This is a genomic window from bacterium, assembly GCA_021371935.1.
GTDB lineage: Bacteria > Armatimonadota > UBA5829 > UBA5829 > UBA5829 > UBA5829.
The window spans coordinates 100,780-119,777 of the sequence record JAJFVF010000002.1 but is presented as its reverse complement, the minus strand read 5'-3'; the positions used below and the strand labels follow the sequence as shown (position 1 = coordinate 119,777).

The 18,998-nt window shown below is 50.9% G+C and carries 19 protein-coding genes; 10 read left to right on the top strand and 9 right to left on the bottom strand.

Annotated features, from left to right (window positions below):
* The first annotated feature begins 119 nt into the window (after positions 1-119).
* Together LLG46_00620 and LLG46_00615 are read left to right on the top strand one after the other, a co-directional pair.
* Positions 120-1,592 (top strand): S-layer homology domain-containing protein, encoded by a 1,473-nt coding sequence (locus LLG46_00620; protein MCE5321798.1) that lies wholly within the window; start codon positions 120-122, stop codon positions 1,590-1,592.
* Between the two features lie 14 nt (positions 1,593-1,606).
* Positions 1,607-2,455, top strand: coding sequence for a phosphate ABC transporter substrate-binding protein (locus tag LLG46_00615; protein ID MCE5321797.1), 849 nt, complete (start codon positions 1,607-1,609; stop codon positions 2,453-2,455).
* Positions 2,456-2,526: 71 nt separating this feature from the next.
* On the opposite strand, the gene LLG46_00610 is transcribed toward LLG46_00615, so the two are convergent.
* Positions 2,527-3,057 (bottom strand): DUF2500 domain-containing protein, encoded by a 531-nt coding sequence (locus LLG46_00610; protein ID MCE5321796.1) that lies wholly within the window; start codon positions 3,055-3,057, stop codon positions 2,527-2,529.
* Positions 3,058-3,338: 281 nt separating this feature from the next.
* On the opposite strand from LLG46_00610, the gene pstC reads away from it, so the two are divergent.
* The 4 genes from pstC (at position 3,339) to traF (ending at position 6,654) form a co-directional block, all read left to right on the top strand.
* A complete protein-coding gene (gene pstC, locus LLG46_00605; GenBank protein ID MCE5321795.1) occupies positions 3,339-4,286 on the top strand; it encodes a phosphate ABC transporter permease subunit PstC in 948 nt (315 codons plus the stop codon).
* Position 4,287: 1 nt separating this feature from the next.
* Entirely contained in the window at positions 4,288-5,136 is an 849-nt protein-coding gene (pstA, locus tag LLG46_00600) for a phosphate ABC transporter permease PstA (protein MCE5321794.1), read from the top strand.
* 2 nt (positions 5,137-5,138) lie between these two features.
* On the top strand, positions 5,139-5,969 hold the full coding sequence (gene pstB / locus LLG46_00595) for a phosphate ABC transporter ATP-binding protein PstB (protein ID MCE5321793.1): 831 nt from the start codon (positions 5,139-5,141) through the stop codon (positions 5,967-5,969).
* Between the two features lie 118 nt (positions 5,970-6,087).
* Positions 6,088-6,654 carry a conjugal transfer protein TraF gene (traF, locus tag LLG46_00590; protein ID MCE5321792.1) on the top strand — a complete coding sequence of 189 codons (567 nt, stop codon included), beginning with the start codon at positions 6,088-6,090 and terminating at the stop codon, positions 6,652-6,654.
* Between the two features lie 74 nt (positions 6,655-6,728).
* Here traF and LLG46_00585 read toward each other — a convergent pair whose 3' ends face one another.
* Positions 6,729-7,298 carry an HdeD family acid-resistance protein gene (locus LLG46_00585; protein ID MCE5321791.1) on the bottom strand — a complete coding sequence of 190 codons (570 nt, stop codon included), beginning with the start codon at positions 7,296-7,298 and terminating at the stop codon, positions 6,729-6,731.
* Positions 7,299-7,453: 155 nt separating this feature from the next.
* On the opposite strand from LLG46_00585, the gene LLG46_00580 reads away from it, so the two are divergent.
* Positions 7,454-7,633 carry a YHS domain-containing protein gene (locus LLG46_00580; GenBank protein MCE5321790.1) on the top strand — a complete coding sequence of 60 codons (180 nt, stop codon included), beginning with the start codon at positions 7,454-7,456 and terminating at the stop codon, positions 7,631-7,633.
* A gap of 45 nt (positions 7,634-7,678) precedes the next feature.
* On the opposite strand, the gene LLG46_00575 is transcribed toward LLG46_00580, so the two are convergent.
* From LLG46_00575 to hpnC, 4 genes are read right to left on the bottom strand one after another with little or no spacing between them, the layout of a single operon-like run.
* Positions 7,679-8,497: a YjbH domain-containing protein gene (locus LLG46_00575; protein MCE5321789.1), complete on the bottom strand. Its 819-nt coding sequence runs from the start codon at positions 8,495-8,497 to the stop codon at positions 7,679-7,681.
* Between the two features lie 42 nt (positions 8,498-8,539).
* A complete protein-coding gene (gene hpnE / locus LLG46_00570; protein MCE5321788.1) occupies positions 8,540-9,847 on the bottom strand; it encodes a hydroxysqualene dehydroxylase HpnE in 1,308 nt (435 codons plus the stop codon).
* Positions 9,805-10,719 carry a phytoene/squalene synthase family protein gene (locus LLG46_00565; protein MCE5321787.1) on the bottom strand — a complete coding sequence of 305 codons (915 nt, stop codon included), beginning with the start codon at positions 10,717-10,719 and terminating at the stop codon, positions 9,805-9,807. The genes hpnE and LLG46_00565 overlap by 43 nt, the downstream gene beginning before the upstream one ends.
* Positions 10,709-11,584: a squalene synthase HpnC gene (hpnC, locus tag LLG46_00560; protein MCE5321786.1), complete on the bottom strand. Its 876-nt coding sequence runs from the start codon at positions 11,582-11,584 to the stop codon at positions 10,709-10,711. Before hpnC ends, LLG46_00565 begins: the two co-directional genes overlap by 11 nt.
* Before the next feature lie 407 nt (positions 11,585-11,991).
* On the opposite strand from hpnC, the gene dxs reads away from it, so the two are divergent.
* Positions 11,992-13,923, top strand: a complete 1,932-nt coding sequence (dxs, locus tag LLG46_00555) for a 1-deoxy-D-xylulose-5-phosphate synthase (GenBank protein ID MCE5321785.1) — start codon at positions 11,992-11,994, stop codon at positions 13,921-13,923.
* Positions 13,901-14,941, top strand: a complete 1,041-nt coding sequence (fni, locus tag LLG46_00550) for a type 2 isopentenyl-diphosphate Delta-isomerase (GenBank protein MCE5321784.1) — start codon at positions 13,901-13,903, stop codon at positions 14,939-14,941. Before dxs ends, fni begins: the two co-directional genes overlap by 23 nt.
* A gap of 44 nt (positions 14,942-14,985) precedes the next feature.
* On the opposite strand, the gene LLG46_00545 is transcribed toward fni, so the two are convergent.
* The 3 genes from LLG46_00545 to LLG46_00535 form a co-directional block, all read right to left on the bottom strand.
* Complete coding sequence (locus tag LLG46_00545) at positions 14,986-15,765, bottom strand: ATP-binding protein (GenBank protein MCE5321783.1); 780 nt, start codon at positions 15,763-15,765, stop codon at positions 14,986-14,988.
* A gap of 140 nt (positions 15,766-15,905) precedes the next feature.
* Positions 15,906-16,931, bottom strand: a complete 1,026-nt coding sequence (locus LLG46_00540; protein ID MCE5321782.1) for an aldo/keto reductase — start codon at positions 16,929-16,931, stop codon at positions 15,906-15,908.
* 516 nt (positions 16,932-17,447) lie between these two features.
* Positions 17,448-18,128, bottom strand: coding sequence for a hypothetical protein (locus LLG46_00535; GenBank protein MCE5321781.1), 681 nt, complete (start codon positions 18,126-18,128; stop codon positions 17,448-17,450).
* Positions 18,129-18,394: 266 nt separating this feature from the next.
* On the opposite strand from LLG46_00535, the gene LLG46_00530 reads away from it, so the two are divergent.
* Positions 18,395-18,862, top strand: coding sequence for a GNAT family N-acetyltransferase (locus tag LLG46_00530; GenBank protein ID MCE5321780.1), 468 nt, complete (start codon positions 18,395-18,397; stop codon positions 18,860-18,862).
* The last annotated feature ends 136 nt before the right edge of the window (positions 18,863-18,998 follow it).

The window sequence follows — 18,998 nt, the reverse complement described above, 5'->3', positions numbered from 1 at the left end:
AGTTAGATGCATGCGAATTTACAAAGTTAAGGACCGGGAAATTGAGATGTCAGACTGCTGTAAGCATGGGGCTGTAATCTTGTCTCGTTAACCTGATACATAGGAGAAAGGGGAATGAAGTGAAAAAGTTTCTGGCAATAGTGTTGCTTCTGGGCTGTGCTATCTCTGTGACTGCCCAAACTGTGAATGATGTGCCGAACGGCCACTGGGCCTACGAGGCGGTCAACGATCTTGTTGAAAAGGGCTACATAGTCGCATACCCCAATGGTGACTTTTTGGGAGAGCGGACCATGACCCGCTATGAATTTGCGACTGTCATAGCCCGCATCATCGAAGGTATGAATGAGAAACTGGCAGCCGTCAAGTCTCAATCGGGCAAATCCGCCGCTGTTCCCACATCAACCACACTGCCACAGGCTCCTGCCGGCGAGGTAAGCGCTCAAGACCTGGCCACCATCACCAAACTGGTAGACGAGTTCAAGGTGGAGCTTACAGTTATTGGAACCAGGCTCGATACTGTTGAGGCCACCGTGGCTGAGTTGAAAGCGACGATCGCGACTCATGACGCCATGCTAAACGATGAAGAGGGCATTGTTCAGACCACAGCGTCCAACGTTGCCAAACTCAGCAAGATAAAGGTTAGCGGCTATGTTCAGAGCCGCTATCAGACACTTGATTACACCAAGGACACTACCGCAGAAAAGAGTTACTACGACACATTTCTTGTGCGCCGTGCAAGAGTAAAGGTCACCGCAACTCCGACCATCCGCAGCACTGCGGTTTTGCAGCTTGATATGGGTAAAAACTCGACCTCCGTCAAGGACGCCTATTTCAACTATGCTTTTGGTGACGGCTGCATAATAGCCCCGAGTTTCCAGGTCGGCCAGCAGAACTGGTGGTTTGGCTACGAAGTGCCGTATTCATCTTCAAAGCGCGAGACGCCCGAGCGAGCGCTTTTTGTGCGCAGGTTCTTCCCTGGTGAGAGAGACACCGGTGCAATCCTGACAAGCCCGGCCAGTTCGAAAATCCTATGGACAATCGGCGCATACAACGGGACAGGTATCGAAAACGGCTCCACATCGGCAGTCGACAACAACGACGCCAAAGATGTTCTTGCAAACGTGAAGTTCAGGCTCGGCGATCTCGATCTGGGTCTTTCGGGCTACCATGGCTATGGAATATGGTATAAGAACTCCGCAGGCACGGTGCTCTACGACCCATCCAAGAAGATCAGATACGGCGCTGATCTGCAATATTACATGAGCAATCTTACGTTCAAGGGCGAGTATATTCGAGGCAAGGGCTTCGATGACGTCAATCCCAATAACTACGATCAGGATCTGTGGCAGAGCGGCTATTATGCTCAGCTCGGCTACAATCTCGATACTGCAGATACGCTTGTCGCCCGCTATTCAACGATGTCCGAAGACCCCAAAGCTCCCACATATGGCAGGGTAAGTTCATGGGAGGTCGGTGCAATTCGCTGGCTGGATGAAAACAGCAGATTGAAGCTCTTCTACAAGTTCACCGACGAGGAGCACAACAGCATAGACAACAACGGTCTTTTGGCTGAATGGATTGTAACGTTCTAAAGGAGAAATTGCAAATGAAAAGGCTTATATGCGCATTGGTTGCGCTCACAACTATTGTAAGCTCTGCAGCGATGGCTGCATCGAAGAACAACCTGAAAATAGCAGGTTCGACCACCGTTCTTCCACTTGCCCAGATATGGGCCGAGGAATATATGGCCAAGCACCCGGGCAAATCCATATCAGTAAGCGGCGGCGGCAGCGGCACCGGAATCTCAATGCTGCTCAACGGCACTTGTGATATAGCAAACGCTTCTCGTGAAGCCAAGTCCAAGGAGATCGAAACTGCTCGATCGCGAAACTCGAAACTCGTCGCCACAAAGCTGGCAAAAGACGGTCTTGCGATCATTGCGCACCCGTCCAATAACGTAAAGAACCTGACGATTGCTCAGCTCGCAGCCATATATAGCGGCAAGGCCGAGTCATGGAAGTCGGTCGGTGGAGACAGCGGCAGTATAGTGGCTGTCGGACGCGACTCCAGTTCCGGCACCTACGGTTTCTTCCAGGAAGCTGTTTTGGGCGGCAGAGCATATCGCAAGGACATGCTCTCTATGCCTTCCAATGCTGCGGTTGCGCAGGCGGTCTCTCAGTCCAAGGACGCCATAGGTTATGTCGGTATGGCTTATGCCGATGAGTTCGCAAAGTCGGGCAAGGTCAAGATCATCTCCATATCGCGCAAGACCGGCGAGCGCGGCATGGTCCCGACCGATGCGGATGTCAAAAACGGCACATACCCGCTTTTCCGATACCTGTATGCCTACACGATGGGTTCACCCAGAGGACTTGCAAGCGAATTTCTCAAGTTCGGCCTCAGCGATGAAGGCCAGGCTCTGGTGAAGAAGGCTGGTTACGTTCCGGTTAAGTAATATGTTTCTTTCTTATCCCTCCAGGTATCTTACCTGGAGGGATAAGATATTTCCGTTTGGTAGCGATTGATTTAGCCCACATTTGGTATGAAATGCTTGAACTCCTCGCCCTGAAAAACCAACAGACCTTTAGCCCCTTCGGAACACTTGATGTAGTCTGCTTCAGTCACAGAAAACTCGACTTCGTGTCCATTGACATCAAAAGTTACAAAGTAGTTGGTCCCATCCATCAATGTTAATTCAGGAATATTACCGCGAGCCATTTCTCTTGAATATGCTTTACTTGCGGCTTTGTGATCTCCTCCCATCATTCCCAACCTCGCTATAGCCGATGTTGGTGTGCCGCCTACTAGCGAGACATCCCAGTCTTTCTTACGCCTGCGGATGACTCTCGAGGTAACACGGCAGATTCTTGACAGCTTGTTGCTGACCAGCCAATAGATTACATAAATTATAACGCCTGCTGCCGCTGTTCCGACCGTGATGGCGACACCGATCAAGATGTATCCAAACAAGAATGGACTATACAACATCAGACATATCGCTGCAGTAAGCGCAAGCAATATCCAAAATAGCGGCATCAGTGGAGATCCAGAGCGCATATTTTTCTCCATAACCATAGATTAACGACGTTATTGTATCACTAATAGTCATTGATGGTCAGTAAAATCCCTGCCCCTACCTTTTTTATCCCTCCAGGTATCTTACCTGGAGGGACAAAGGCTGTAATTGTCTGGGTTGATGGTATTTACCATTGACCAGTTAATGATAGGGCGTGATGTTGTGATCGTGCCCTATTAGTTTGTTTCTATCAGCCAAACGTAAGAAGCATGTCAGCCTCTTGTAAGAATAGCATTCTATAATCAAACCTGAGAGGACCGATATGAGTATATCACCAACGAGAGACTCGGTTTCAGGCATTGGTATAACCAAAGTGGGCGGCATCAGCCGGTGGAAAGATAGGCTCATTGCGCGTTTCATTATGTTCAACGGCTTTGTCGCAATAATCGCGATAATGCTGATATTCGTATTTCTTGCCAAGGATGCCGTGCCAATGTTCGAGCATGTCACCATCTGGAAATTCTTCTCGGGCAGGGCATGGCAGCCTGAGTTCAATGTATTCGGCATACTGCCTCTGCTGGCGGGTTCGCTGTTTGTCACACTCGGCTCGATTGTGGTTGCTGTGCCGGTGGGCATAGCCTGTGCAATATACCTTGCCGAGGTGGCTCCAAAGTGGATGCGCGAAATATTAAAACCGGTCATAGAGGTTCTGGCGGGGATACCCTCGGTAGTGATCGGTTTTATCGGCCTGACTATCGCGGCTCCGTTTATTCAAAAGATTTTCGATCTGCCCACCGGCCTGACCGCTCTGACAGGCTCAATTATGCTGGGTTTTATGGCGATGCCGACCATAATCTCGATATCCGAAGACGCCATAACAGCCGTGCCGAAGTCATACAGACTCGGCTCGCTCGCGTTGGGAGCATCCAGATGGGAAACCATACGTGGAGTCACGGTCCCTGCGGCAAAGAGCGGGATCATAGCTGCGTGTATGCTTGGAATCGGCAGGGCAATAGGTGAGACGATGACTGTGCTTATGGTGGCAGGCAATGCGTCCAATCTGCCTGCATCACTATTGCCTAAGGGTCTATGGCAGTTTTTCACTTCGCCCGTACGCACGATGACCGCCACAATCGCGATGGAGATGGGCGAGACTGTGCAGAGATCGACTCATTATCATGCGCTGTTTGCGATCGGTCTTGCCCTGTTTGCAATTACTTTTGCGATCAACCTCGCCGCCGACCTGGCGATAAAGAAAGGCAGGCACTAGGGTGACAAGCAAACATAGGGCTGAAAAGGCTGCTTTTGCTGTGCTGGCGCTGTCTGCGATAGTCGTGATAATACCTGTTGCGGCGATACTCTATTTTCTGATCGCAAACGGTGCAAAGGTAATTAGTTGGACATTTTTGACCCAGGCGCCGCGCTCCGGTATGACCGAAGGCGGGGTCTTTCCAGCCATCATAGGCACGCTCTATTTGTTGGTCGGCACTATTGCCTTTGCCGTTCCGGTAGGCATATTCGCCGCCATTTACCTCACTGAGTACGCTCCCAAGAACGCGTTCACCAGGCTCATCAGGCTTGCCATTGTCAATCTGGCCGGTGTGCCGTCGATCGTATACGGCCTCTTCGGTTACGGTTTGTTCGTGCTGTTTTTGCATTTCGGTGTATCGATTTTGGCCGGGTCGCTAACACTGGCGCTGCTGGTGCTGCCGGTAATCATCACTTCTGCGGAGGAGGCACTGCTGACTGTTCCCCAGTCATTCAGAGACGGCAGCCTGGCTCTTGGGGCGACCAAATGGCAGACGATATACCGGGTCGTGCTGCCGAACTCAGCCGCAGGCATAATAACCGGCGTCATATTGGGTGTCGGCAGAGCTGCGGGAGAGACCGCGCCGATTATGTTTACTGCCGCGGCATTTTACTTGCCCAAGCTGCCGCAGTCTGCGATGGACAAATGTATGGCGCTGCCGTATCACTTATATGTGCTGGTCTCTGAGGCATTCGGCGCTTCGGAGGGCATGAAGTGGGGCACTGCGCTGGTGCTGTTGATACTGGTGCTGGGCATGAACCTTATCGCGGCGATCATAAGAGGCCGGTTCAGGAGGTCCAGAACATGGTAGAGATGGGAGCAACTGCTGCATTGAAAAAAAAGCCAATCGATCCGGCTATCCCGCCGATCGAACGCGTCTGCAAAGACATTTGTGGAAGCATATCCGTATCGTCACTCAACCTGCACTATGGCGCTTTTCATGCGCTCAAAGGGATCGGTATAGAAATATCGAGCGCTGCAATCACAGCCCTGATCGGACCGTCAGGCTGTGGCAAATCGACCTTTCTGCGGTGCCTCAACAGAATGAACGATCTGGTCGCCGGTGTCAAAATAGAGGGGACGATATTGCTCGATGGCAAGAATATACATGACGCCGACGTTGATGTGGTAAGCCTTCGCAAGAGAGTGGGAATGGTTTTTCAACAGCCCAACCCCTTTCCGAAGTCGATCTTTGAGAACGTTGCATATGGTCCGAGGGTTCATGGCGTCAGGAGCAAGTCTCAGCTATCAGACATCGTGGAGGAGAGTCTCGTGAGGTCGGCGCTTTGGGACGAAGTAAAGGACGATCTGCACAAATCGGCCATGGCTTTATCTGGCGGCCAGCAGCAGAGATTGTGCATTGCGCGGGTACTGGCCGTCAAGCCCGAAGTATTGCTTATGGACGAACCATGCTCGGCGCTCGACCCGATATCGACTCTCAGGATAGAGGAGCTTATGCAGACGCTCAAGTCCGATTACACGATCGTAATAGTGACTCACAACATGCAGCAGGCTGCGCGTGTATCGGACTATACGGGTTTCTTCCTGATGGGTGAGATGATCGAGTTCGGCGAGTCTTCGGGTATATTTACGCGCCCTACCGATAAGCGCACTGAGGACTATGTGACCGGCAGATTCGGGTAGTCGCGAGATATGTAACTGTCGAGCTGCTGCAAACTATTTCGCCATTATCTTGTTGACTGGTTAATGATGAGCTGATTACGGGTAAAGGTGTATGGAGTGTAATCAGGAGGTACCCGTAATGACTAAGCAGCAGCGAACTATATTGACGATAGTCGTATCTCTAATTGTTGTGGCGGCAGCCGTAGCCGGCGGGATATTGGCCATACAAGGCTCAAAGACTTCCGGGGAGACCCACTTGGCAAAAGCGCCGTGCCCACCGGCGGCTTCGCCTTCAAAGACTCCTCCGGCAAGCCCAGCCCAGCCAGGATCGGGACCCATTCAACAGTCGGCTCCGGCTGTTGAGCCATCGACTCAACCAGGTGCACAGCCTGCAGCCGCAAAAGCCGATACTGCCCCGGCTCCCACTGTAAAGTTTATGGAACTGGGCGCTGAGTGGTGCGGTCCCTGCCAGAGTATGAAGCCGATCATCAAGGCTCTGGAAAAGGAGTATAAGTGCAAGGTTGAGTTTGTGGCCATAGATGTCGATCAGAACAAGGAGGCGGCTGACAAATACAACGTGACGTCGATTCCTGTGCAGTTGATCTTCCAGAATGACAAGCAGGTGTTCAGGCATGTCGGCACGATCTCCAAGGAAGACATAGTGGCTCAGTTCAACAAACTCGGCGTCACTCCAGCATCCAAATAGTCAGTATCGAATCTAAAATACTAAATCTAAAATACTAAATCAGTTGGGGCGGCATATCGCCGCCCCAACTTTTGTTATGTGGGTCGATACATCGGGGTAAAGAACCCTCCATGAGCGGCGAATGAAAGGCTTATCACCGTCCAGCCCGCCACAATCAGGTCGATCCCGACAAACAGTCCAAGCACCCACAAACTTGCCATAGGCCACATGCTCCAGACGATAATACCCAAGATCAGTGTCACGATGCCGTTAAAGAGCATCCATCCCCAGTTTGGCCTATGTCTGAGCTGCAGAGCATTGATAATTTTGACAATACCCGCCACGCTCCAGAAGATGGCAAGCACCAGCGTCAATATCACGGCTCCTGCCAGCGGATATGCCAGCAGAAACACTCCAGCTGCGATATATACCAGCGTTGTAATCAGCTTCAGTATGAAGCCGCCTTCACCCCTGGTCTTAAATGCGTGGATCGCATATGCCACTCCACCGACTATTAAAATGAGCCCCAGTGTGTATGCCACAGCCAGTGTGCTCACGAACGGCACGCCTATTGCCAGGATGCCCAGTGCAATCATCAGGATTCCCAGTGTCAGGAAATACCATCCATCTGCGCCGGACGTCCTGGATTCATGAGTCGTATCCATCGATGATCACTTCACTTTCAATATGGACTCCAATCATAATTTTTTTACCCATTCTGAGCACCAAGATTTTCGTGATTGGTTACTTGCATCAGCGTTTTAACGTCAGTTGCGATGGGAATCCTGCTCATACGCAAAACTATCTTGGAGGTGACCATATGCCGATCGATCCGGTATGCGGTATGGTAGTGGCTGAGGAACATGCTGCAGTCTGCTCTGATTATCGTGGAAAACACTATTGTTTTTGCAGTGAAGAATGCAAGGAAGAGTTCGACACAGACCCCGACATGTATACTGCGGAGTCTGAAATGGCTTATGAAGACGAGGAAACTTTCTGACGGGTTTGGAGACTGTGCCCCGGCAACGTGTGCCGGGGCAGTCCATCAAAGACCCATCACATAGCTTACGCCAAACGAAAACTCGAACTCACCGTCGCCGACAAATCCTGTATCCAGCACAAGACCAGGCACAAGTTCAGGATACATGCGGATACCGACGTCAAATATATATTTGCCCGCGACATCGTTTCTGCCGTATTCTCGATAGTTTATGAAGGGCGAGTCCCACATTCCCTCCGCTATCAAGCTGACACTCGGGGTCAGAGTCAACTCAAAGCCCAGCATTGCAGCCGTGGTCTGCGAGTCGAGCGTCACACCGGCATGCACATCCATAAATCTGCCAAGCTCTTCGCTTTTGAGCAGTTTTTTGCTGGCGAGTATAAAAAGTTTCCTGCCATTGTGCACGCCTTCCAGAGGACCGACCTCGTTCTCACTGTTGCCGATATCGCGGACCCCCACCGCGACTGTCGGAAACCAGTAATGAGAGTCCTCTTGCATAATCCTGTATTTGAAACCGAATGTGGCAAATGATTGGTTGCTCAATTGAGGTTCAACGCCTGGAGGCACCGTAAACAGGTCATTGTAATATGATCCATACACCTCCCAGCAGTCCGACACGCCCCATGTAACGACACCACGTATCTGCCTGTCCACATAGCGGCCGTCCTCCACATTTTCCGCATGTTTTGCCTCATTGAAGCCCATAGCCACCTGTCCGGCTTTGAGGGTGCGTGCGGTCGGTATCATATAAAGACCGGATAGGCCGGGCCATGAGGTTGTAATTATCTGATGCATGTATGGATTTGCCAGTGCCGGTGCTGCAAGAATAATTGTGGCAACAATGCACAATGACCCTCTCTTCACCAGACCAACCCCCCTTTAATTTAGTATTTGGGATTTGATATTTTATATTTGACTTAGGATTTGATTGGATGCGGTCAGGCCGGACCTTACGGCTCCTTCAATCGTGGCCGGCCAACCTGTATCGGTCCAGTCTCCCGCCAAATACAAGTTACTTATGTGCGTTTTGGCTGATGGCCGCAGTGCATCACAGCGCAAAGTCGCAAATGTCGCTCTATGCGCATTGTATATCACGGCTCGCCTCAAAGACTGCCTGCACTTCCTGCCTGCCGCCTTATCGACCGCATTCTGAGCAAGTTCTATCAGCTCACTGCCGCCGATATTCTCCAGTGAGTCTGCCCCACTTGCGACAGCTTGAATATAACCTCTCTCCAGCCCGAAGTCATGCGTCTTGTTGAACACCCACCCAAATGGTTCCCCTGCCATGCATGCCCGCTCGAATCCAAAATCAGCAACCTCATAAAATAGGTGCACACTCTTAATAGAACGCCAGTGCATTTCCTGGCCGGCATCATTGGCGTATCCAATCTCCGCAAGCGACCATGGCGGCACCGCGCAAACATAATAATCCGACCTGATTTGCGTTCCACCCGCCAGGATAACTGATTCGACTTTGCCGCCATGGATATTCAGCTTTTCCACTTTAGCGGATGTCCTGGCTTTGCAGCCTCTTCTCGACAAATATCGCACGGCAGGTCCATCGATTATATGCGAGAGCGGAGCGTTCGGCACACCCAGCCTGTAACCGCATTTGCTTTCCAGAAGCGACTTCTTAAGGACCATGCGCGAATATTGCGCCGATGCATCAGATGCCGGTTCGTTGAGTGCGGCGATCAGTATTGGATCGATCAGGCATGCAATAAGGCCGGCCGAACAGCCCAGAGCTTTGAGATACTCCTGCGCAACTTGTTCGGATCTGGGTTCAGTCCGCAAAACCCTCGCAAAAACCCGGCCAAGCTCGATCTTATTACGACCGGAAAGGCAGCTTGCTTTAAGAATCGACGGCACCAAATGGACGGGTGCGGGCAGAAACGACGACCTCACTTCCAAAACCCTGCCTTTGGCTCCAATAAAACTGATTTCGTCATGAAACTCAACCTGCCCGATCGAGCCGATCTTCGTCAGAAAACCGATGGCGGCATCGCAGCAGCCCAGCAATATATGCTGGCAGTTGTCGATGCTCATTCCAGTCTCTTTGTCGCGAAACGAATGTGCTCTTCCACCCAAGTGCTTTTTTGCTTCAAGCACCGTCACATTCAATCCGGCGTCTGCAAGCTCACATGCGCAGGAAAGTCCTGCGACTCCTCCTCCTATGACTGTAACTGAGGCAGCGATGGCTTTCCTCCGTTCAATCTGGACTTGATGAGCGCCTTTGCCGCGATTGAGAGCTTGCGGGATGTCGGAAGGCAGACCTGACCCGCGAACACATCGCCCGGTCTTTTATCGATCATATCGAGGATGCTAGAATATATTTCTATCATCGCGCAAAGCCCCGGCCTACCCGATCCATGCACCATCGGGACCAAGGGCAGCGCAGCGCTGTAAAAGTCATGTGCCCTGTGCGCTTCAAACCTCATGAGCCTTTGAAACCTGTCATCATGGACGCCATTTATCAGGTCCTGCATGCTGTAATTAAATGCCCACAGGTCCTCTTCCGGGATGTATATGCGCCCTTGCTCTGCATCCTCCTTTACGTCGCGCAGTATATTGGTGAGTTGAAAGGCAATGCCGCAGAATTCGGCATGCCGCCTTGCCTGAGGCGAGTCGAACCCGAATATATGAATGCACACCAACCCGACCACAGATGCCACTTTATAGCAATAGTCATATAACTCGTCAAATGTGCCATATCGATTGACGGACAGGTCCATGGTCGCGCCGTCTATGAGTTGGTGAAAATAGCTGGTGGGTATGTCGAATTTTTTCACTGCGTCCGCAAAAGCAGGCATGATCATGCTCCCACCGTAGTCGCCGTGCATGCTCATTTCGAGCGAGTGTCGCCATTTGCCCAGCAGTGTTTTTTTGTCCCTGCCGAAGTCCGGGTCGTCGGCGATGTCGTCGCAATAGCGCATAAATGCATACACCGCGCACATGGCGTCGCTTTTTTCACGCGGGAGCACCATGAACGAGTAATAAAAATTTCTCGCTCGCCTTTTTGCTACGCTTCTGCAATAGCGATATGACTGCCGAAGCTGCTCGTGCGAGACCGTTTCATCAAGACCCAACAGCAAACCTCCTTGCGCACCAGCCTGCCATCAACAATATCTTTCGCGACTTTGAGACTTTCGCCCGCTTTCTGAAGACATCATAGTTGATCCGTTCGATCGACCGCAGCACCGCCAATCCTCCCTGTGTAAATAGCTCCACATCTGCTGCTCCTGCGCCGGATATGAGGCGCGCGAGCGGTGCTCCGCGTTCAAAAAGTTCCCTTGTCCGGGCTATCTCAAACCGCATCATCCTCACGAAACTCGCGTTAACGATATTGTTTCTCAGTTCGCTCTCACTGTAGCCGAACCGCTCCATATCTTCTTTTGGGATATATATGCGGCCTTTTTTGTAGTCGATGGCTATATCCTGCCAAAAGTTGGCCAGCTGGAGTGCGGTGCAGGTGAAGTCGGCAAGTTCACGCTTCTTATCATCCGTATACCCGAGCAGGTGGAGAAACACCCGGCCAACCGGGTTCGCCGAGCGTTTGCAATAATCCATCACCTGCTCGAACGTCTCATACCGAGTGAGGGTCTGATCCTGCAAAAACGCGCTGATAAGGTCTTCAAACGGTTCCATGGGCAGACTAAACCGGGTGATCGTCTCATATAGAGCCGTAAAGACCGGGTGTCGAGGGCTGCCGTCAAAGCAGGCATGGAGTTCATCTCTCCACCACTCCAGCAGTCGCGCAGACAGTTCCGGGTCATCTATTTCATCCGCAAGGTCATCGCATACCCGGCAGTATGCGTAGACATTGAACACATGACGCCTTATCTCGCGCGGCAGAAAGATGGAGCCTACGCTGAAGTTTTCGTAATGGCTCTTTGCCAGCCTTTCGCATATATGCTCCGGTACATTTACGGCATATGTACTCTCGTTTCTCACCTCTCACCTCTCAACTTCTCCAAATCCTGACCTTATGACCTTGCGGCGGAAATTCTCAAATTGCCTCCGAGCACGTATGGATATTGCCCAGAATGTCCATTAGCTAACCTTGACCCAAAACTCATAACTTACAACACACAACGCTCTCTTCCTTTGTGCGTTTGCCGGTGCTGCAAGACTGGGAACAAAGTCTAATAGCGACTGCATTCGGGGCGGCTGATATGTATAGGTATTGTTGTCTTCCACTCTCCGCCCTCAGCTATATCTAGGCAATTTACGGTCAGAAAGAGTCACATTTCCTCCGGAAATCTGACTTAGTAAATTGCACGATTGTATGCGGTTTTACTGGTGTAAAAAACTATAGTGGTTATGCAAGCGACCAACCGTGATTTACTTAGGAGTTAGATATGACAGGCAGTCTTCTTGGTTCTCTGGATCTGCCCACAGACCTCAGGAGCTTGTCCAATGCTCAATTGGCGAAACTTGCGCAAGAGGTCCGGGCATCAATATTGGAAGTGGTAAGTTCAAATGGCGGCCATCTGGCTCCGTCGCTTGGTGTTGTAGAGTTGACCATCGGGCTGCTGAGCGTAATGGATGTGCCGCATGACAAGCTGATCTGGGATGTGGGGCATCAGTGCTATCCGTACAAGATACTCACGGACCGCCGCGACTCATTCCATACGCTCAGGCAGGCCGGAGGCATATGCGGTTTTCCAAAGCCCTCGGAGAGCGATTACGACTCATTTGGCACGGGTCATGCCAGCACATCCATATCAGCCGCTCTGGGGATAGCTCAGGGCAGGGACCTTGCGGGCGATAAATACCGTGTTGCGGCTGTGGTTGGCGATGGCGCTCTCGGCGGAGGAATGGTATGGGAAGCAATCAACAATGCCGGTGCGTCGGGGACGAATTTGCTTGTCATATTGAACGACAACAAGATGTCAATATGTCCGAGTATAGGCGCTCTGGCGGCTCACATAGCGCATTTGAGGACCATGCCGCTCTACAGGACAGTCGAGAGCGGCGCTCAGGAGATCATTCGCAGGATGCCTTTGGGCGGCGGGTTGATGAGAAAGACGACCCAACTGCTCAAACGCGGACTCACAAGCTGGGTCTCACCAACCAGCGGCACGATCTTCGAGGCTCTGGGTTTTGAATATCTCGGACCCATAGACGGCCACAACATATCCGAACTCAAGCACTTCATTTCTCAGGGGTTTGAGATGAAAGGTCCGGTGCTGTTGCATGTTGTCACAGTCAAGGGCAAAGGTTATTCTCATGCCGAGCACAATGCCAGGCATTTTCATGGCATAGGACCTTTCAACTCCGATAACGGCAAGGTTCCGGCAAAGTCCAAGAGGACGTTCACGGATGTCTTCGGGCGTGCACTGACACAGCTTGCCAGAAAGGATACGAAGATTGCCGCGATCACAGCCGCCATGCCCGACGGCACCGGGCTGAACCGGTTTGCAAAAAAATATCCGAACAGGTTTTTTAATGTGGGCATAGCCGAAAGCCATGCAGTAACATTTGCCGCCGGTCTTGCCAAGGCCGGGATGAAACCTGTGGTGGCGATATATTCGACTTTCCTCCAGCGCAGTTATGACCAGATCGTTCATGATGTCTGCCTGCAGAATCTGCCGGTGATTTTTACGCTGGACAGAGCGGGTATAGTGGGAGAGGACGGTCCGACCCATCATGGCGCATTCGACCTGTCATATTTGCGCCATGTGCCAAACCTGACCGTGATGGCTCCAAAAGACGCTCCGGAACTCGTTGGAATGCTGCATGCGGCGTTCAAAATGGATGGACCCGTGGCAATCCGATATCCGAGGGGATGCGCGGAAGGCCCGAAACGGCTTCGGATTGCCGCCATCGACAAAGGCAAGTCCGAGTTGATGCGGGATGGTGATGATGTCGCGATCATAGCCGTTGGACCCATTGCAAACGAGGCGATGGAGGCAGCAGAGCACCTCGATCTATTAGGGATCGGCGCGCGGGTAATAAATGCACGGTTCGTTAAACCTTTGGATGAGGCAGCGATTATTGCAGCGGCTTCGGAGTGTGGTGGAATGGTGATTGTTGAGGAGAATGCAACATGCGGTGGTTTTGGATCAGCCGTGCTCGAATGCCTTGCAAGCAGAGGCGTTCTTGACGTGCCAGTCGAGATAATTGGACTGCCTGATTCGTTTATCAGTCATGGCAGTGCGTCATGCATACGGGCAGAATACGGCCTGAACCAGCAGGGTATTTTGGATGCTGTAGACGCCGTGCTCACACGCACAGGCAGACTTCGCGAGACCATAGGAGACGATATTGTCATTCGCCAGAGCATATGAGAATATCCAGCGCAAGGCCGATCATATCGAGATTGCGCTGCACCAGGACGTTGAATTTCACGCCAAAACAGCGGGCTTCGAGCGATATTCATTCGTCCATGAAGCGCTGCCGGAGATAGACCGCAGCGATGTTGACACTTCGATTATGCTCTTCGGCAAGCGTTTGGCCATGCCGCTTATGATATCTCCTATGACCGGCGGGGCTCCCGAGACAGCCGAGTATAACCGGATATTTGCTGAGGCGGCTCAGAGGTACGGCCTGGCCATGGGGGTCGGAAGCCAGCGTGTCGGTTTGGAGAGGTCGGATATAGAGTGGACATTTCAGGTTCGCGATATCGCTCCGGATATTTTGCTCTTTGCAAACCTCGGCGCTGTCCAGCTCAACAATGGATGCGATGTGGATTCATGCAGCCGGGTAGTCGAAATGATCGACGCCGATGCGCTCATGCTCCATCTCAACCCCCTGCAGGAGTGCATTCAGGAGAACGGCAATGTCAACTTTCGCATTCTCTCGGCCCACATAGGCGAGGTCTGCGATTCGCTTGATGTGCCCGTAATCGTCAAAGAGGTCGGTCATGGCATATCGGCAAGGACTGCATCTCTGCTGGCCGACGTAGGGGTTGCGGGCATCGATGTTGCCGGTGCAGGGGGGACGTCATGGGCGAAGGTGGAAAGCAAACGGAACATAAGCTCTGCTTTATCCGCTCTTGGCGAGACCATGGGCGAATGGGGAATATCAACGGTCGACAGTCTGCTTGCCGTAAAGAGTGTGGTGCCGAACCTGCCTGTCATAGCCGGCGGCGGCGTGCGCAGTGGTGAAGACATTGCAAAGTCAATTGCTCTTGGCGCATCAGCAGCGGGGATTGCACTTCCGTTTCTAAAATGCGCAGCCATATCGCGCGATGTGCTCTTTGAGGAGATTGAGAGACTGGCCGAAGAGCTTGCAACAGTAATGTTCTGCACCGGATCGAGAACCATACCCGACCTGCATAGTGCCATGCTCATAAAGCAAATGTGAAACCCACACACTTCGCATGTGAATGCTTGAGGTTATGGACCTTATCAGCTCTTGTGTTTGACCATCCTGACTGTGCAGCCGTGGTTGAAGTAGAAGCTGACCTCGTCCATGAGTGCTTTGATGCAGTAGATGCCCCTGCCATGCTCCATAAACAGAGCATCCTCAAAACATGGAATCTCTTGATAATTAAACCCGGGACCATTGTCACTTACGGAGATACAAAATCGCTCTTCGCTGACCAGACAGCTTACCGTGAAAATAGCATTTTCAACATTCTTTGAGCCGTATTTGATGGCGTTTGTTATCGCCTCGCCAACCGCCAGCAGGATATCGTTTACTCCATCTTCACTGAAGCCTGCCGCCATCGCCATTCTACCGACCCTGTGCCTTGCTTCGCGGCAGTTGGATATCACAGAATCCAGCGTAAAAACGTCTATATCCCATGAACTCTCCGCTTGAGTACAGTTTTCCGGTGAACAATCGTGCGCGCAGTCTTTGCATAGGCAGAACATATCCCAGAGGTGGTGTCTATCGAGTATATCTCGGACTGCGGAGCTTGTCGCCGTCAGGTGCAGTTTGCGGTGACGATCCTTAAATTCGCCGACGCTCTTTGCCAGACCCTGAAGCGCCGAAGCATCCATTGCTTCAAGGTCCTCCAGATCGAGTGAAACGCACCTGTCGTTTTGATCAGCCACCTGTTCAAGAACTGCGAGCAGTCGCGATACATTTGATCGATCTGCTCTGCCGCTGAGTTTTACCGATGGCCACTGTCCATCAGCTTCGATTTTAACAGCCAAAGGAGCTGCGCAAATACTTTGGGACATAAAACCTGCTTACCACCAATTCAATACATCTGCTTGTACGGAAGAGGATACCATCGACAGCGCGTTCAGTCAAGGGGTTCGGGCAGGTGTTTTTACCAGTTTTTAGCTAAAATATTTTCCGATGAGCATAGATACATATTTCAGGACCGCGAATGTTCGCAGTAAAACTCTTCGTAGTCCGCAAGCATCTTGTCCAGAAGCGCAGGCGTATCGAGTTCATATGGGCAGCGTGACTTGCATTGTCCGCAATGCATGCAGTTACGGATTTTCTGCATTTCGCTATGCCACTGCTTCGACATAAACTGCTGATACGGCATCCGTCTGAGAAGCAGACCCATACGTGCAGCCATGGGAATCTGGATGCCCGCCGGACACGGCATGCAATACGCGCATGCCCGACAGAAGTCTCCAGCCAACTCTTTACGATCAGTCTCTATTGCCTTCCACACTTCATCGTCCATCACCGGCGGGTTGGAATCGAATTCCAGAACCTCTTCAAGCTCGTTCATACGTTGGAAACCCCATATAGGGACAAGGTTTTCATATTGTCTCAGGAAAGCAAATGCTGTTTTGGCATTAGTGAGCAATCCTCCTGAAAGAGGCTTCATAGCAATCAGCCCTACATTGGCTGCTTTGCATCGCTCAATTACCTCAAGGTCATTACCGTTCGATATATGGCACAGCGGGTATTGCAGTGTGTCGTATAACCCCGACTCGACAGCTGCCAGTGCCCGCTCTCTATGGTGGTTAGTGAACCCGATAAAGACGGTCATGCCCTTTTCGCGCGCTTCAATAAGCCCCGCATAAGACGACTCAGAGTCTTCCGGGTCCGGTAATTCAGTAGGATTGTGGAGCTGGAGCAGATCGACATGGTCGGTGCGCAAGTTTTTGAGGCTTACCTCAATATCCGCCAGCACACCTGTGCGAGTCGTCGAGGCGGTTTTGGTAGCTATGACAATCGAATCGCGTACATCGGAAAGGGCATAGCCGATCTTTTCTTCACTGTCTGTATACGCCCTCGCAGTGTCATAAAAAGTGATGCCTGCATCATATGCTCTTTTCAAGATACGCACGGCCTCTGAAATTTGCGTGCGCTGAAGGGGCAGCACTCCGAATCCAGTGCGCGTTACCACCATATTAGTGCGTCCCAAGATTGTTGTTTCCATCTACTACCGTCCTTTATAACAGGATATCAATATCATTATTGATGGCGCAACTCTGTTGGCAGCTTAGCGTAAAAGACAAGGAAGCCCACAGCATTCGGTTGATCCAACTGTGACCAACACTTTTGTTTTTGTACGCGCCAAAAAGGACGAAAGACTTGACGATTGCGAGGCGATTCCTCGTTTTCTGAACAGCGTGTAATAATGCTTTACGGTGGCTTTGGACTAATGCGAGGTGTGATGAACAAAATCGGTCATGATAGTCCTGCAAAGCAAAAGGACCCGGTTTACCCGAGCCCCTCGCCATTACAAATATTCACTTTTTCAATCTTTAATTGGGCTGACCAAAACGCCGCGCCCAATAAGGAATGAATAAGTAAAAGACTTACTTCTCGCGCCGCATGATCAGTTTACTACAGTGACAGTATACCCGCCTTGTGGCAAGAGGTCTATTACTCGTATGGCCTAATTTTAGTAATACTTTTGTATTAGTTATGCAGTCCTACTGCACTGATATGACTACCAGCCACGACTATAGGTGTTGTATCTATCATAGTTACCGTAACGGGAGCTATTACTGCCATATCCACCGTAGTTTGATCCATAGTTGCCGTATCCGGTGGTTGTCATGCCTCCGAATGTCATGCCGCCAAAATTGTTCATTCCTCCAAAGTTGCCATAGCCTCCGTAACCACCATATCCATTGCCGAATCCGCCATATTCGCGTCCCATGCCGCCCATGGCAGCGAGTATTTCGGAAGCGCTTGAATAGTTGAGCTGGATCTTATCTATGACAACATCCGGTGAAGATGTTGGAGACTCAACTTCGGGAATCGGCGTCGGAGAATAAGGGTTTGGCACATTTTCCGTCTCCGGCCTTTTGCTGATGATATAGATGTTCTGGTCTATTCTGTAGACGAGCCCCATGGACTTGACAAGCGTTTTTAGTGCAGCATCGAAAGAGACATCTTGGAATGATATCACGGGTACTGTTCCTGTAACGTTTGGGTCCAGCGCAAAGTCCTTTCCAGCGTTTTTGAATAATGCATTGAGTGCTGACCTTACATCGACATCCCTCAGTTCCAGGCTTATAGTTTCCGATGATTTTACATTGCTTAAACTCTCCGCCGCTTGTAAACACACGGCCCCGGAAAAAGTTAGAGCGACGACAATAAGCGCAATTTGACGACTAGCAACCATTATTTATTGCCTCCCAAAAAACTCGTATATGCTGCCTTACATAATATTAGACTCCGAAAACCGTAATAAATTACATGTAGATATGAAAAAATTGCTTCATGTTCCACTTATACACAATCTCACTTTACCCTTGTCGAAAGTACCCTAATCTGATGAATAAGGGACATGCTTTCGGTAAAGGAATAAATGCCAAGCGCGTCTAAGTGGGTTTGCAAAGAAAGCGGTTCTGTCTGAACAGATCAGGCAGACAAAACAGGAGTGATTGTATGGCTGATATGCTGGTGAACCTTCTCAATTTGCCCGAAGATACGGGCGTTGCGCAACTTAAACAGGATGGCATTTTGATTCGTCGGGTCAAGCCTTTCGAATTATCTATATTACGTCGGTTCATAATAGAGAATTTCAGCGAACGTTGGGCAGATGAGGCAAGTGTCTCTCTAAAGCATGATCCTGCCACATGTTTTATTGCTACGCATGAGGGACAGATAATTGGATTTGCCGCATATGAGTGCACCACGCGAGACTATTTCGGACCGACTGGAGTAAACGAGAAAGCTCGCGGCAAAGGAGTGGGTAAGGCTCTGCTTTTGGCCTGCATGCATGCCATGCGTGAGATGGGTTATGTGTATGCTATAATTGGCGGAGCCGGACCGACCGGATTCTATTCAAAAGCTTGTGGCGCTGTTCCGATTGCGGAAAACGGGCCGAGTTTTTATGCTGATGTTTTGAAATAGTATATGACCCACACTTGATTGTCCCGAGTCTGTACAAGCGGCACTTCTGCCATTGTAGCGACCACAGGATCGACTATTCCGGATTATGCGCTTACCGCATAATCCGGGTCTCTGAGAGCATTATTCACGTTCCTCG